We start from the raw sequence: 15400 nt of genomic DNA, 5'->3' as shown, positions 1-15400 counted from the left end.
AATCAAACCTAGCTCATTTTTTGTATGGATTTGATTAGTACAAGTCCAAGTAGTTATCAATTTCCCATTGTGAAACGAAGGTTGCATAGCTTGCCCACTCGATGCGTTTGGCTTCTAAGAAGCTCGTGTAGATGTGTTCACCGAGAGCATTCTTAACTACTTCATCTTCCGTCAAGGCTTTCAAAGCATTGTGAAGAGTAGATGGAAGATCCGTAATTCCAGCTTCTTTACGCTCTTCAGCTGTCATGATGTAAATATTTTCTTCGATAGGAGCTGGCGCTTCAATCTTGTTCTCAATCCCATGCAAACCAACTTCTAAAAGAACAGCCATAGCGATGTATGGGTTAGCCATCGGATCTACGGAACGCAATTCCAAACGAGTTCCCATACCGCGTGAAGCAGGTACACGCACCAATGGGGAGCGGTTGCGTCCAGCCCAAGCGATGTATACAGGAGCTTCAAAACCTGGTACCAAACGTTTGTAGGAGTTGACAGTCGGGTTCATGATGGCTGTGTAGTTGTAAGCGTGCTTGATCAAACCACCAAGGAAATGATAAGCTGTTTCTGACAACTGCATTCCTTTTGGATCATTTGGATCAAAGAAGGCGTTGTTCCCTTCGGCATCAAACAAGGACATATTGCAATGCATACCAGAACCAGCGATACCAAATTTTGGTTTAGCCATAAAGGTTGCATACAAACCATGTTTACGAGCAATGGTTTTTACAACGAGTTTAAAGATTTGAATCTTGTCACAGGCGCGAAGAACTTCATCGTACTTAAAGTCAATTTCATGCTGACCTACAGCCACTTCGTGGTGACTGGCTTCTACCTCAAATCCCATTTGGGTTAAGACATTGACGATCTCACGACGAGTGTTATCCGCAAGGTCTGTAGGTGCCAAATCAAAATAGCCACCCTTGTCATTCACTTCAAGAGTTGGGTCTCCATTTTCATCCAGTTTAAAGAGGAAGAACTCTGGCTCTGGTCCAAGGTTGAACGATTTGAAGCCAACTTCTTCCATGTGACGAAGAGCACGTTTGAGGTTTCCACGTGGATCTCCTGCAAATGGTTCCCCTTCTGTTGTATAGACATCACAAATCAAGCCTGCGACACTACCGTTCTCATCTCCCCAAGGGAAAACAGTCCAAGAGTCCAAGTCAGGATAGAGATACATATCAGACTCATTAATCCGAACAAACCCTTCGATAGAAGATCCATCAAACATAGCCTTGTTTGATAAAACTTTTTCCAACTGTTCATCTGTCGCTGGAATTTCAACGTTTTTCATGGTTCCTAAGATATCTGAGAACATCAACCGAATAAAGGTTACATTTTTTTCTTTGACTTCGCGACGAATATCTTCAACAGTAATTGACATGTGTGTCTCCTTATGAATAAAGCAATAAGTAAAAAGAATGATCAGCGTAACTGACCATATGGCGATGAGGTCGTATGAAAGCGACTTTGCTGAAGAATGTCGCGATGAAGGGCCTTGCGAACTTCCTTCTCGCTAACTACCTTGGCAGCTTGGCGTTTAGCTTCTTTCTCAGCAATCCGTTTTTTGATTCCTGCAATATTAAGGCCTTCAGATAAGTAATCCTTAATCTCCAACAGGCGATCCATATCGTTGAGAGAAAACATCCGACGATTGCCCTCTGTACGATCCGGAGTAATGAGTTGTTGATCTTCGTAATAGCGAATCTGACGAGCTGTTAAATCTGTCAATTTCATAACACTACCAATCGGAAAGACCGCTAACGTTCGTCTTAATTCCTTTTCTTTCATATCCGACCTCCTTTCCCTTCTATTATAACGCAAAAAAAACCGATGTCAAGATTAAAATGTCATATAATCTCACATGGGTTTTCTTTTTTCTTTTATAAAGTCTCGAATGCGATCCACATCTGAATTAACTAAAATCGCTACAAAGACACCGATAAAGGTTTCAAAAATGCGGGCAAAAACATATAGGAAAGTTTCACCTGTAGGAATCGAGAGAGTAATAATCAGCATAGCTGATACGCCTCCGATAATTCCGGCTTTATTGTTCATGGCAACATTGGTCATAATGGTTAACATGGTCGCAATCGGTACAAAAATCAGGGTGACCCAATAGGCATCGTGGAAGAGGATCTTGATCATAAAGAATAGCAGAGCATAAAAACCACCGATGCTGTTGCCCATCACACGCGAAGCTCCGAAGTGAACACTCTTATCAAAATCTTCTCTCAAGCTAAAAACAGCTGTCAGAGCCCCAATTTGCAGTCCTCTCCAACCAAAGATACCAAAAATCAATAGAACCAGAAAAACGGCTATCCCTGTTTTGAAGGTCCGCATTCCCAATCGAAATTTGGAACGGTCAAATTTATGTCGTTTAAAGTAATCCATTGTCCCCTATCTTTCTATCTCTTTTATTCTAACATATTTCCAGAAAGGTTCAAGCAGGGAAATGAAGATCGACTAGCTTCCTTCTAATCTATAAAGACATCTTAAAAACTTTCCTTAGGTGAGTACGGACGTCAGCGAACTTCGAAGAAGTTCCATGACTTAGTTTTGAACCTAAAGTTTCAAAACTCCCGAGTGCTTGAAACAAATGTTTCAAGCACTTTTCTCACGGCGGAAAGTTTCGGGATTTCCTTGATTAATTTCAAAAATGAGATCATATTTTATTTCGATACAGAATCACTTATCTTATATAAAAATAGTTTGTATACATTCTAAAAAAAGCACCTTTCGGTGCTTCTTCTATGGTTTATGAGGAACCGTCTTATTTTTCTGTAAGTGCAGCCAAACCTGGCAATACTTTACCTTCAAGGAGTTCCATTGAAGCGCCTCCACCAGTAGAGATCCATGAGAACTTGTCTGCACGACCAAGGTTGATCGCTGCGGCAGCTGAGTCACCACCACCGATGATTGATTTAACGCCTGGTTGTTTCACGATAGCGTCCATGACACCGATTGTACCAGCTTGGAAGTCAGGGTTTTCAAATACACCCATAGGTCCGTTCCATACAACTGTTTTCGCACCAGTCAAAGCTTCGTCAAATTTAGCGATAGATTTAGGACCGATATCCAAACCAAGGAAGCCTGGGTCAACTGCTTCACCTTCAGTGTCTTTCACTTCAGTGTAGTCAGCAAATGCGTTCGCTTCTTTTGAGTCAACTGGCAAGATCAATTTGCCGTTTGCTTTTTCAAGAAGAGCTTTAGCGACATCTAATTTGTCTTCTTCTACAAGTGAGTTACCGATTTCGATACCTTGAGCTTTGTAGAATGTGTAAGTCATCCCACCACCGATAAGAACTTTATCAGCTTTTTCAAGCAAGTTTTCGATAACACCAATCTTGTCTGAAACTTTTGAACCACCAAGGATAGCCACGAATGGACGTTCTGGAGCTTCAACTGCTTCTTGGATGTAGGCAATTTCGTTTTCAAGAAGGAAGCCAGCAACAGCTTTTTCAACGTTTGCTGAGATACCAACGTTTGAAGCGTGTGCACGGTGAGCTGTACCGAATGCATCGTTTACGAAGATACCATCTCCAAGTGATGCCCAGTATTTACCAAGTTCAGGATCGTTTTTAGATTCTTTCTTGCCGTCAACATCTTCAAAACGAGTGTTTTCAACCAAAAGAACTTGTCCATCTTCAAGAGCGTTAATCGCAGCTTCCAATTCAGCACCACGAGTAACACCTGGAAGGAAAGCAACGTCTTGACCCAATTTAGCAGCCAAGTCAGCAGCTACAGGAGCAAGTGATTTTCCTTCTTTGTCTGCTTCTTCTTTTACACGTCCAAGGTGAGAGAAGAGGATTGCACGTCCGCCTTGCTCAAGAATGTACTTGATTGTTGGAAGAGCAGCAGTGATACGGTTGTCGTTTGTAATCACGCCATCTTTTACAGGAACGTTGAAGTCAACACGAACGAGAACTTTTTTCCCTTTCAAGTCAACGTCTTTAACAGTCAATTTTGCCATTGGATATGACTCCTTCTATTTTTAATACATGATAATTATATCACAAAAGATGTAAAAGAGGTAGAAAAATAGTGGATTTCTACTTCATAATAGCCTATCTGGATTGATGCTCCTGATTCAGAATCTACATCATGAAACCTCCCTTGTTTTTCACAAAGGAGGTTTATGATTGATTTTAACTTTTTTAAGCCTCTAGAAAACCTTACTCTTCTTTCTTCTTACCGGCCAAGAGGAAGCCTCCAAGTGCCGCTAAGAGTACAGCTTCTGCTGCAAAAGTAGCCTCTAAACTTGCAGTTGTTGGCAATTCCTTGTCAGTTTCTTTGCTTGTTTGATCTTGTTGAGAAGAACCTTCTTTAGACGGTGTTAAGTAGCGACTCAAAACTTGTTGAACTCGTTGATCCAGAAGATCTGATCCGTTTTCCTTTTGATTCAATGGATCAGTTGGTTTCATCGGATTCAATTGTTCTGGGGATTTTTGATTATCAGTCGGTTGGTCTGGTTTTGTTGGATTCTCCGGCTGAATCGGTTGATCTGGTGTCGCAGGTTTCTCTGGCTGAACCGGTTGATCCGGTGTCGCAGGTTTCTCTGGCTGGATCGGTTGGTCCGGTGTCACAGGTTGATCTGGCTGGATTGGCTGATCTGGTCCTTCCGTTTTTGCTAGCTTATAGACAATCGCATAGTGAGTAAAGTGTGGAGCTGTAAAGATGACTACATCTCCTACACGCTCAAAGGCTAAAGATTGAGGTGTTTGACCTTCTGGGAAGAAGAGGACTTGCTCCACTTCTCTATCTTTATCCACAGGTATTTTCACAAGTGATGAATGCTGTGTATCGACATCCTGACCACTTGCATCGACTCCTTCGATATCAAAGATAGCCGCTTCTCGTCCCTTCAGCTCTTCTTTTTCTACCTGATTTGCTTCAACTTTCGCGACTTTCAACCCCTTAACAACAGTAGGTTCCAAATTAGAGAACTGAACTTCAACTCCAGTTGCAGAGTCTACAAAGACTGCCGGCTTATCTTCTTTCAAGAGCGCAATCAAGGTTTCTAGGCCTGTTTTTGCGGTTGCCAGCGCTTCAGGAGTGAGTTCTGAAGAGTCTAGGACTTCTTTATTTTTCTCAACCAGTGCCTTCAAAGCATCACCAGAAGGATGATTTGGCTTGCTTGCTAATAGAGTGGTCGCTTCCTCTGTCAGAGCAGAGAGAGTTTCTTTTTCTTTTGTTAGATTGGCTTGTCCATCCAAGGCTTTCAAGAGAGCGGTCAATTGGTTTAACTGCTCATTGACTTGATCTTGTGTGCTGATATCATGCTCTTTCAAGACTTTTTCAGAAGCAGCTATTCCAGCCAACAAGGCTTCTTTGACTTCAGGAGTGGCAAAAGTAAAGTCTACTTTGGCTTTTGCAGCTTCAGCTTCAGCCAATTTTTGCTTGAGGTATTCATCATTGAGAGCTGGTTTTGGATTCACGAGGACATCAAAGCTTGTGCTAGCTCCCTTGTAATGGACGGTGATAGTTTGACGACCTTCCTTGCTCGCATCAAAGCCAGTTACTTCAACACCTTCATCGGTCAAGGCGTGCGTTTCAGTCGTTTCATCTTCAAAGACGACTGTAAAGCGTCCGCCTTCTTTTTCAAATGCTTCTCCGACAATATATTCGACTTTTGGTTTGTCAGTCAATTCTAGACCAGCAACGGCTTTTTCACCTGCTTCCTCTGCACTGACCACAAAAACAGTGAGAGTCTTATCCAATTTCTGACCAAGATAAGAAACTTCTAGGTGTTGTTCTCCAAGCTTGCTACTGTCAAATCCATGAATCTCTACACCTGAGTTGGTGAGGTTGACCAGTTGATCTGCTTGTCCATCTTGATAATGAACGCGAAGAGTCGCTCCTTTCAAGGAGAGAGCATCTCCTTCTCTGTACACCTTCTTAGCTAAGCCCTCTTCTAATTGAACTCCACTAATTTCTTTATCATTTTTTGGAACTTCAATCGCTAGAACATTACTGATCTCTTTTCCTGGTGCTTGTGCACGATAGTAAAGAAGAGATGGAGTCGATTCAAAAGCGAGCGGTTTAAAGATCAGATTTCCAGCTTGATCGGCTGTCATAGTCGCAATTGGGCTAGTCGCTTCTTTATCGGCATATAGAGTCAGCGTAGTATTGGCTGGAACATCTTTGAAGCCGACTTGGACAAAATGATTGCCTAAGTTTTGCGCTGCAGCATCCTTCATCGGGATATTGACTGTTTCGGTATCTAAACTTTCATACATTTTCCAGTTATAGATTCGAATAGCCTGCCATGGAGTCCCATTATCGGCTGTAATGACATGGAGACGCCAATCTTGGGCCTTAATCGGTTGATCGAGTGTAATATCGGACACATGGGCTTTGTTACCACGGACTTCCTTGGCCAATTTCCACTCGCCGGCTTCGTCCTTGTAGTAAAGATCGAAGTCACGGGTATTCATCTTGCCATCATCGACAGATTCACCACCCGCACCTGCATGGTCCATAACCCAACGAACAATCGTCCGTGGTTGTGTCAAGCGAATATCGACAGTTCCACTCAATTGAGCCGAAGACCATTTATCTGAAAGGCTCGTAATGGTTCCATTCAACATCCCCTCGATACCTTCACTACCATCTGCATCTGGGAAACTTGAACCGATGACTTTCGCCCCAATCACTACGTTTGGCGCCAATGCTTTTGGTAGGCTGGTATCCGACACTGTCATGCCCCAATCAAAGGCTACAGTTCCCGCATCTGAACGTTGACCGTTTTTCCCAACAGCAACAACCTTGAGTTCTTGAGTGGTCCCTTCAGCACTTGCTGAACGACTAACTTTTGGAAGATAGACAGTTGTCGCAGAAGACCCTGTTAAGAGACGCCAGTTATCCCCATCTTTCTCATAGACTTCATAATAATCTGCATCCGCAACTCCTTTAAAGTTTAGGACTGCTTCTGCTTCTTGCGCATTTTGCAGGCGTTTGCCTTTCACGGTTACTTCAGAAGGAGCAGCTGGTTTTTCTTGGTTCGACGTAATCGACAATTGGCCGAGATTGAACTTGTAGTCTTTGACATCTGCATCATGGTCAAAGAACATCTTAACGGCATAAATGGTCTTGCCAGCTAGGTCTCCCAAATCGAAGGTTTGAGTGGACCAATCTGCGTTTGGCGTCAATTCCTTCCATACGTATTCCGAGTAATCTTCTTTTGTAGCAACAGCTACCCAAGCAGCCGCACCAACCCCACCCTTGTGAGAGACACTTAATTTTGTTGTTTCTGTCACAGGGATCTTGGTCGAATAGAGCATGACATTTTGACTGCTATTAGCTTTCAAATCGCCTTCAAAGGTTAGCGAGTTTCCTCCATTATAGGCTTGATCAAAGTCATAGCGCCCTTTCAATGGCGTGCTATCTTCACTATGTTCTACCCACCAGCGCCATGTTGGAAGGTAGCCAGAGACGGATCGGTAATTCCACTCGCCATCTTTTGAAATTTTCCCATCTACAAACCAATATTTTCCGTGACCAGTATTGAATGAAGTATTAAAATCAGCATTTGTGATCGGAGTTTTATCCACGACTAGATTGGACATCCCGTACCAAGATTGATCTGCTGGTTTTCCTTTGGTTGGATCACCTTGGAAACCTGTCCAGAATAGATCTTCATGGGTATGATACCCCTCTCCTGTCTTTCCTAGACCCGTAATGGTGTCAGGTGCATAAAGCCCCAGGGATAGACGCAACTTGCCATGTTCATCTAAAATCGCATTCCAGTCCACATTGGTCTTATAAGAGCCCCCTTTTTGAAGTTCGAGTCCCGCTAAAACATCATAAGGATTGCGCTGAATCCATTTGGCTGTGCTGATAGAATAATCAACTTCTGATTTGCCCCAGTTGAAGTTGGCAAAGAAGGTATCAACTGGATTTTCCCCATTTTCAGGTTGCATGAAATTATAGTTGTATTCACCCAGTGCATTTTCATGGTAACGACCATATTCATAGGTCATGGCATCATACCAAGAGTACTTGATAGGGTAGTTAATACTCTTCGCATACTCCTTGGTGTAAAGAAGGAAATCTCTTAATTTTGGTCCTAAAGGTTCTACTAGGTTCCCTGTCGTTTCTTGGTTAATAAAGTAGCCATCGAAACCATAATACTTAGCTAGATCAACTAATTTCCGTGCGATCGGGAAGGTTTTAGAGCCTTCACTATCTTCTTTCAAGGTTTCTGCAAAATGCTCTTGATCCTTGATGCTACTAGACCAGTTATAAAAGAGTGTTCCATAGATGGGCACCCCATTTCGGTGAGCAGCATCAATCACATCCGCTGATGGTACCAGACCTTCCCAGAATACCATGGAATCCAAATACTGCCAATAGTCAAAAGCATAGGCCTTAAACTCTTCCCCACCGACGGAAGCATGATCCTTAGCCTTTGAGTTCATGTTAGACAGAGCCTGAATCTTTGCATCAGGGTTTGCTTGCTCGTTGATTTGCTTCCCTTGAAAACGGCTAGCGAGGGGGACACTTGCTCGGTTCAAATCATCATCTACTCGTTTACCAGGTTCCCATTTCAACAAATCGTCCCATGTATCAAATTTGACCTCTTTCGGTCTTAATTGTTTTTCTTCATTAGTTGGTAAATCTTCTACTTTTTCTGTGCTTGCTTTTGGCTGTTCTGTCGCTGAAACCGCTGGACTATCTGTGGTCGTCGGGCTAACTTCGGGAGTTGCTGAAGTAGCCTCTGGAGTTGCTGAAGTGGCTTCCTCAACTGGTTTCGCTGATTCTGTAGTTGGCAAGACAGCATCTGCAGTGTAGACACCAGCTTCTCTGATCAAATGATTTACATCTTCTGCAGTTGCTGAAGTGGCTTCTAAGGGTTGTTCATTCGCAGCATGCGTCTCATCCGCTGAGACAGCCCCCGTCCCTAAAAATGCCAATCCAATCAGTGCAGAACAAACTCCCACACTGAATTTTCGGATACTAAAACGTTGTTGTTTTTCAAATTGATGACCTTTCATCTTGACCTCCATCTTATTTTACTAATTTCCAATCTCCTAAAACACTTCTCCTTTGCTCTCGTGCAATCGCTTACATTTTGTTTAATTGGAAATCTTCACTCAAATTTAGTTTACCCCTTTAAAGAGAGGTCTGTCAATCCATTTTAGCAAATCCTATAATAAGGTGAGGAGGAACTAAAAAAAGTACAAAAAAAGAGGAGGTCACCCTCCTCTCATCATACACATGAATTATTTAGCAATTTTTGCGAAGTATTCAAGAGTACGTACAAGTTGTGCAGTGTAAGACATTTCGTTGTCATACCATGAAACAACTTTAACCAATTGTTTACCATCAACGTCAAGAACTTTAGTTTGAGTTGCGTCAAACAATGAACCGTAAGCCATACCTACGATATCTGAAGATACGATTGGATCTTCTGTGTAACCGTATGATTCGTTAGCTGCTGCTTTCATAGCTGCGTTCACTTCATCAACAGTAACGTTCTTTTCAAGAACTGCAACCAATTCAGTAACTGATCCAGTTGGAGTTGGAACGCGTTGTGCAGATCCGTCCAATTTACCGTTCAATTCTGGGATTACCAAACCGATAGCTTTAGCAGCACCAGTTGAGTTAGGAACGATGTTAGCTGCACCAGCGCGAGCACGACGAAGGTCACCACCACGGTGTGGTCCGTCAAGGATCATTTGGTCACCAGTGTAAGCGTGGATAGTAGTCATCAATCCTTCTACAACACCAAAGTTATCTTGAAGAGCTTTAGCCATTGGAGCCAAGCAGTTTGTAGTACATGAAGCACCTGAGATAACTGTTTCAGTACCATCAAGAATGTCGTGGTTAGTGTTAAATACAACTGTTTTAACGTCGTTTCCACCAGGAGCAGTGATAACAACTTTCTTAGCTCCACCTGGGTGCAAGTGTTTTTCAGCAGCTTCTTTCTTAGCAAAGAAACCAGTTGCTTCAAGAACGATTTCTACACCGTCGTTAGCCCAGTCGATTTGTTCTGGATCACGTTCAGCAGAAACTTTAACGAATTTACCGTTAACTTCGAATCCACCTTCTTTAACTTCCACAGTACCGTCGAAACGACCTTGAGTTGTGTCATATTTCAACAAGTGTGCAAGCATAACTGGATCTGTAAGGTCGTTGATGCGAGTAACTTCAACACCTTCTACGTTTTGGATACGACGGAAAGCAAGACGACCGATACGACCGAAACCGTTAATACCAACTTTAACTACCATTCGTGATTTCCTCCTTATGAAAATCAAAAAATTTTTTATGTGAAAAGAGTAACTTGATAGGTTACAAATCATCTTTCAACAATATTATTATATACTTTCTTCCCCTAAAATGCAACTGATTTCAGTAGGATTAGAAATATTACACAAACTTTCATATTCATTTTCACTATCTCTTATGAGGAAGAGGGGTTGAACTCTTTCGAATCAAAAAAGCCTTCCTCCTAAGAGGAAAGCTTTTAGCTAGACGGCAAAATTATGCTTCACCTTTAGCTTTTTTAATGATTTCTTCTTGTACTGATTTCGGTACATCTTCGTAGTGGTCAAATACCATCATGAAGGTACCACGTCCTTGAGTTGCAGAACGAAGGACAGTAGCGTAACCGAACATTTCAGCAAGTGGTACATAAGCACGAACGATTTGGCTTGCACCGTGTGCTTCCATACCGTCTACACGTCCACGACGAGCAGTTACGTGACCCATAACATCCCCAAGGTTTTCTTCAGGAACTGTGATGGTTACAAGCATCATTGGTTCAAGGATAGCTGGTTGTGCTGATTTAGCTGCTTCTTTAAGAGCAAGAGATGCAGCGATCTTGAAGGCAGTTTCAGATGAGTCGACATCGTGGTATGAACCATCGTAAAGCTTCGCTTTCACGTCAACCATTGGGTAGCCAGCAAGAACACCGTTCGCCATAGATTCTTGAAGTCCTTTTTCTACTGCAGGGATGAATTCACGTGGAACCACACCACCGACGATTGCATTTTCGAACTCGAATCCTTTTCCTTCTTCGTTTGGAGTAAATTCGATCCATACATCACCAAACTGACCTTTACCACCAGATTGACGTTTGAAGAATCCACGTGCTTGTGTAGAAGCGCGGAATGTTTCACGGTAAGATACTTGAGGAGCACCAACGTTTGCTTCAACCTTGAATTCACGTTTCATACGGTCAACAAGGACATCCAAGTGCAACTCACCCATACCAGAGATAACTGTTTCACCAGTTTCAGGGTTTGTTTCAACGCGGAATGTTGGATCTTCTTCAGCCAATTTTTGAAGGGCAATACCCATCTTGTCTTGGTCTGCTTTAGATTTAGGCTCAACCATCAATTGGATAACTGGTTCTGGAACTTCGATTGACTCAAGGATAACTTTTGCTTTTTCATCTGTCAATGAGTCACCAGTTGTTGTATCTTTCAAACCAACAGCAGCTGCGATATCTCCAGAGTAAACTGTTTCGATTTCCATACGAGTGTTGGCGTGCATTTGAAGGATACGTCCGATACGTTCACGTTTACCTTTAGAAGTGTTCAATACGTATGAACCAGAGTTCAAGACACCTGAATAAACACGGAAGAATGTCAAACGACCTACAAATGGGTCAGTCATGATCTTGAAGGCAAGAGCTGCAAATGGCTCGTCATCAGATGCTGGACGTTCTTCTACTTCATCTGTATCTGGGTTTACACCCTTGATTGCAGGGATATCAAGTGGGCTTGGAAGGTAGTCAAGGACCGCATCCAACATCAATTGAACCCCTTTGTTCTTGAAGGCAGAACCACACAATACTGGGAAGAATTCAACATTGATAGTCGCTTTACGGATACCAGCTTTCAATTCTTCGTTAGTGATTTCTTCACCTTCAAGGTATTTCATCATCAAATCTTCGTCAGTTTCAGCAACTGCTTCGACCAATTTTTCACGGTATTCTTGAGCTTGTTCAAGGTATTCAGCTGGGATATCTTCTTCAAGAATATCTGTACCAAGGTCGTTGGTGTAGATTTCAGCTTTCATCTTGATCAAGTCGATGATTCCACGGAAGTCATCTTCTGAACCGATTGGCAATTGGATTGGGTGAGCATTTGCTTGAAGACGGTCATGAAGAGTGCTTACTGAGTAAAGGAAGTCAGCACCGATTTTATCCATCTTGTTCGCAAATACGATACGAGGAACTCTGTATTCAGTTGCTTGGCGCCAAACAGTTTCTGTTTGAGGCTCAACACCTGATTGTGAGTCAAGAACGGTTACAGCACCGTCCAAAACGCGGAGTGAACGTTGAACTTCGATCGTGAAGTCCACGTGTCCTGGTGTGTCGATGATGTTTACACGAGTATCTTTCCATTGAGCTGTTGTAGCTGCAGAAGTGATAGTGATACCACGTTCTTGCTCTTGCTCCATCCAGTCCATTTGTGACGCACCTTCGTGAGTTTCACCAATTTTGTGAATCTTACCAGTGTAGTAAAGGATACGCTCAGTTGTAGTTGTCTTACCAGCATCGACGTGGGCCATGATACCGATATTACGAGTTTTTTCAAGTGAAAATTCGCGTGCCATGAGGTTTGTTTCTCCTATATTTTTTATTTCTATACTATTATAACATGATTTAACAAAAACGGATAGGCAGGACCTACCCGTTCTCAGTGTTCTCATGTATGTGTTGGTTTCAACTTACGAGATGGTAAGTTGAATTGAACTAAAGAGCGGACCGAGCTCAATTGAACCCGGGCTAAAAGCTCGGAAAATAGATAAGCTTTCCTAGAATCTTTGATTCTTCGTCAAGCTTCCTAATTTTCAGTCGCTTTTTTAACGCCCTTAGTATCTTAATCTTACCAGCGGAAGTGTGCGAAGGCACGGTTAGCTTCAGCCATACGGTGAGTGTCTTCACGTTTCTTAACAGCTGCACCAGTGTTGTTTGCAGCATCCAAGATTTCTTTAGCAAGGCGGTCAACCATTGTGTGCTCACCACGTTGACGAGCGATTGTTACCAACCAACGAAGTCCAAGTGTTGTACGACGTTCTGGACGAACTTCAACTGGGACTTGGTAGTTTGATCCACCAACACGACGTGCACGTACTTCAAGTACAGGCATGATGTTTTCCATAGCTGTTTCAAATACTTCAAGTGCGTCATTTCCAGTAGCTTCTTTGATTTGCTCAAAAGCACCGTAAACGATTGAAGCTGCTGTACCACGTTTACCATCAAGCATAACGCGGTTGATAAGACGAGTAACTAGTTGTGAATTGTAAAGCGGATCTGGCAATACGTCACGTTTTGGAGCTCTATTTTTACGACTCATTTCTCTTTATCCCCTTTCCTTATGCTTTTTTCGGACGTTTAGTACCGTATTTAGAACGGCCTTGTTTACGATCGTTAACACCTGCAGTATCAAGTGCACCACGGACGATATGGTAACGTACCCCTGGAAGGTCTTTTACACGTCCACCACGAAGAAGCACCACGCTGTGCTCTTGCAAGTTGTGTCCGATACCTGGGATGTAGGCAGTAACTTCGATCAAGTTGCTCAAACGTACACGAGCAAATTTACGAAGGGCAGAGTTAGGTTTTTTAGGTGTCATAGTTCCAACACGAGTTGCTACACCACGTTTTTGTGGTGAAGAAACGTTTGTTTGAACTTTTTTATGACTGTTGTAACCAACGTTCAAAGCTGGTGATTTAGATTTTTCTACTTTTGATTTACGCGGTTTGCGAACCAATTGGTTAATTGTAGGCATCTACATTCTCCTGTGTTTTTTTATTTTTGGTGATGATACACTTGGTGACAGCTATCATCTGTGTGTACTTTTGCAACATTTGTCAGCACGTCCCTGTACACTCTTGAGAGACCAAAAGTAAAAAGTACCGTCTATTATTGTAACATAGCGGTACTTTCACTGTCAAGATTTTTTTCTCTTTTTTGCACGATTGCTTCTTCTTAAAACCGTGCTAAATTATTGTTCATATTGTTGCGTTACAGCTGGAATTGTAGCATTCGAAACTTGAGGAACTTCATTGGACTGATATTGAGGAACTTCTGCCGGAACCACTTGTTGAGGTTGCCCTGTTTGACTAGCTTGATTCGTATCAGTTGATTGAGTATTCTGGTTGGTTTGCATTCCATAGTAGTCTACAATGTACTGAATTCGAGCTTGGAAGGCCTGTTTCTTTGTTTCGTCCTTCACTTTTTCCACGGCTTCTCGGGCAGCTGTTAAGGTTTCTTGGGTTGCAGTCGTTTCAAAATGAGCGACTGCCTTTTCTGCATCTTCAGCGATTTTCGCTTCCTCTTCTTCTTTTGCTTTTTTAGGGTCTTTCTTTTTAATAGGAAGAGAACCTGTCTTTTTGGCTTCTTGTTTCACCACTGTAACTTGGTCTGCAGAATTTTTTCGAACCGTATAAAGCCCACCGACAAGAACTCCTGTCAAGATGAATATCGTTGCCAATCGAAGCCATAGGGGGCTACGATCAAAACGGTCTAAAATTGTTTTCATTTTCCTATCTCCCTCTCCAGACTTAATCCTTATCGAAAATATTTCCGATTTCTACATCAATTTTATTTTCTGCTACATCAATGTTGGTTACACGTAGAAGTGACTTGTGATCAAATAAATCTTTACTTCTAGCCGAAGCATTGTCCGCAAAAATAGCGACTCCTGCTAACTCTGATTCGAACTCAGCCAAGAGGCTAACCATCCCACTGATAGTTCCCCCCCCTTTAAGGAAGTCATCGACAATCAAGACACGGCTGCCTGCTTTCAAACTGCGTTTGGACAAAAACATTTTCTCAATCCGATCGCCACTGGAACCTGATACATAGTTCACACTGACCGTTGATCCTTCTGTAATTTTTAGATCTCGTCGCACAATGACAAAGGGAACATTTAAGACATTGGCTACCGCGTTTGCTAATGGAACTCCCTTGGTTGCCACCGTCATAACAGCATCGATTTTTTGATCTCGAAAGGCCTTGGCAATAATGCGCCCAATATTATTTAGGATTTTTGGATTGCTCAATAGGTCTGAAAGGTAGATATAACCACCTGGTAAAATCCGATTGCTTTCTGACAATTGATTGCACAAGTTTTGGACAATTTCTCTTGAATCTGCATCCGAAATCGATGGTGTAAAGATGACCCCTCCACCTGCCCCAGTGAGAGTTTCAATGTGTCCAATTTCCATTTCTTCAAAGGCCCGTTTAATAATAACAATGTCCTCAGAAATAGAGGATTTGGCAGATTCATATTTCTCCGCAAATGTATTTAAACTTGTCAATTCGTAGGGATGATTAATCAAGTAGTTCGAGATCACAACCATCCGCTCACTTCTTCTTAGCTTCATTATCTCTCCACATAGTTTTTTATTGTATTATACCATATTATACCAAAAAACGAA

Annotated in this window: 11 protein-coding genes; all 11 read right to left on the bottom strand. The window is 42.4% G+C overall.

Annotated features, from left to right (window positions below):
• Window positions 1–34 precede the first annotated feature (34 nt).
• The 11 genes from glnA to purR all read right to left on the bottom strand — a co-directional run bounded on the left by glnA (window position 35) and on the right by purR (window position 15346).
• Window positions 35–1381 (bottom strand): type I glutamate--ammonia ligase, encoded by a 1347-nt coding sequence (gene glnA, locus D7D50_RS04175; protein ID WP_023024488.1) that lies wholly within the window; start codon window positions 1379–1381, stop codon window positions 35–37.
• A gap of 41 nt (window positions 1382–1422) precedes the next feature.
• Window positions 1423–1788, bottom strand: coding sequence for a MerR family transcriptional regulator (locus D7D50_RS04170; protein WP_023024490.1), 366 nt, complete (start codon window positions 1786–1788; stop codon window positions 1423–1425).
• A gap of 69 nt (window positions 1789–1857) precedes the next feature.
• Window positions 1858–2391 (bottom strand): FUSC family protein, encoded by a 534-nt coding sequence (locus D7D50_RS04165; protein WP_023024492.1) that lies wholly within the window; start codon window positions 2389–2391, stop codon window positions 1858–1860.
• A 379-nt stretch (window positions 2392–2770) separates the two neighbouring features.
• The gene (locus D7D50_RS04160) at window positions 2771–3970 is read right to left on the bottom strand and encodes a phosphoglycerate kinase (RefSeq protein WP_048715731.1); all 1200 of its coding nucleotides are present in this window, start codon (window positions 3968–3970) and stop codon (window positions 2771–2773) included.
• A 202-nt stretch (window positions 3971–4172) separates the two neighbouring features.
• A complete protein-coding gene (locus D7D50_RS04155; RefSeq protein WP_120702322.1) occupies window positions 4173–8993 on the bottom strand; it encodes an endo-beta-N-acetylglucosaminidase in 4821 nt (1606 codons plus the stop codon).
• A gap of 228 nt (window positions 8994–9221) precedes the next feature.
• The gene (gene gap, locus D7D50_RS04150; protein ID WP_006595530.1) at window positions 9222–10232 is read right to left on the bottom strand and encodes a type I glyceraldehyde-3-phosphate dehydrogenase; all 1011 of its coding nucleotides are present in this window, start codon (window positions 10230–10232) and stop codon (window positions 9222–9224) included.
• Window positions 10233–10485: 253 nt separating this feature from the next.
• The gene (gene fusA, locus D7D50_RS04145) at window positions 10486–12567 is read right to left on the bottom strand and encodes an elongation factor G (protein WP_023027302.1); all 2082 of its coding nucleotides are present in this window, start codon (window positions 12565–12567) and stop codon (window positions 10486–10488) included.
• Between the two features lie 272 nt (window positions 12568–12839).
• Complete coding sequence (gene rpsG / locus D7D50_RS04140; RefSeq protein ID WP_003003105.1) at window positions 12840–13310, bottom strand: 30S ribosomal protein S7; 471 nt, start codon at window positions 13308–13310, stop codon at window positions 12840–12842.
• A 19-nt stretch (window positions 13311–13329) separates the two neighbouring features.
• A complete protein-coding gene (gene rpsL / locus D7D50_RS04135; protein WP_001142333.1) occupies window positions 13330–13746 on the bottom strand; it encodes a 30S ribosomal protein S12 in 417 nt (138 codons plus the stop codon).
• Between the two features lie 216 nt (window positions 13747–13962).
• Complete coding sequence (locus D7D50_RS04125) at window positions 13963–14499, bottom strand: hypothetical protein (RefSeq protein WP_023024500.1); 537 nt, start codon at window positions 14497–14499, stop codon at window positions 13963–13965.
• 22 nt (window positions 14500–14521) lie between these two features.
• The gene (purR, locus tag D7D50_RS04120; protein ID WP_042507484.1) at window positions 14522–15346 is read right to left on the bottom strand and encodes a pur operon repressor; all 825 of its coding nucleotides are present in this window, start codon (window positions 15344–15346) and stop codon (window positions 14522–14524) included.
• Between the last annotated feature and the right edge of the window lie 54 nt (window positions 15347–15400).

The sequence above is a fragment of the Streptococcus koreensis genome, assembly GCF_003627135.1.
GTDB classification, from domain to species: Bacteria; Bacillota; Bacilli; order Lactobacillales; family Streptococcaceae; genus Streptococcus; species Streptococcus ilei.
This window is presented reverse-complemented; position numbering and strand designations above follow the sequence as displayed.

Excerpts from the sequence above, each read along its gene's own strand:
- D7D50_RS04160 (WP_048715731.1), bottom strand. The coding sequence starts at position 3,970 with ATGGCAAAATTGACTGTTAAAGACGTTGACTTGAAAGGGAAAAAAGTT.
- gap (WP_006595530.1), bottom strand. The coding sequence starts at position 10,232 with ATGGTAGTTAAAGTTGGTATTAACGGTTTCGGTCGTATCGGTCGTCTT.
- fusA (WP_023027302.1), bottom strand. The coding sequence starts at position 12,567 with ATGGCACGCGAATTTTCACTTGAAAAAACTCGTAATATCGGTATCATG.
- rpsG (WP_003003105.1), bottom strand. The coding sequence starts at position 13,310 with ATGAGTCGTAAAAATAGAGCTCCAAAACGTGACGTATTGCCAGATCCG.
- D7D50_RS04170 (WP_023024490.1), bottom strand. The coding sequence starts at position 1,788 with ATGAAAGAAAAGGAATTAAGACGAACGTTAGCGGTCTTTCCGATTGGT.
- glnA (WP_023024488.1), bottom strand. The coding sequence starts at position 1,381 with ATGTCAATTACTGTTGAAGATATTCGTCGCGAAGTCAAAGAAAAAAAT.
- rpsL (WP_001142333.1), bottom strand. The coding sequence starts at position 13,746 with ATGCCTACAATTAACCAATTGGTTCGCAAACCGCGTAAATCAAAAGTA.
- D7D50_RS04165 (WP_023024492.1), bottom strand. The coding sequence starts at position 2,391 with ATGGATTACTTTAAACGACATAAATTTGACCGTTCCAAATTTCGATTG.
- purR (WP_042507484.1), bottom strand. The coding sequence starts at position 15,346 with ATGAAGCTAAGAAGAAGTGAGCGGATGGTTGTGATCTCGAACTACTTG.
- D7D50_RS04125 (WP_023024500.1), bottom strand. The coding sequence starts at position 14,499 with ATGAAAACAATTTTAGACCGTTTTGATCGTAGCCCCCTATGGCTTCGA.
- D7D50_RS04155 (WP_120702322.1), bottom strand. The coding sequence starts at position 8,993 with ATGAAAGGTCATCAATTTGAAAAACAACAACGTTTTAGTATCCGAAAA.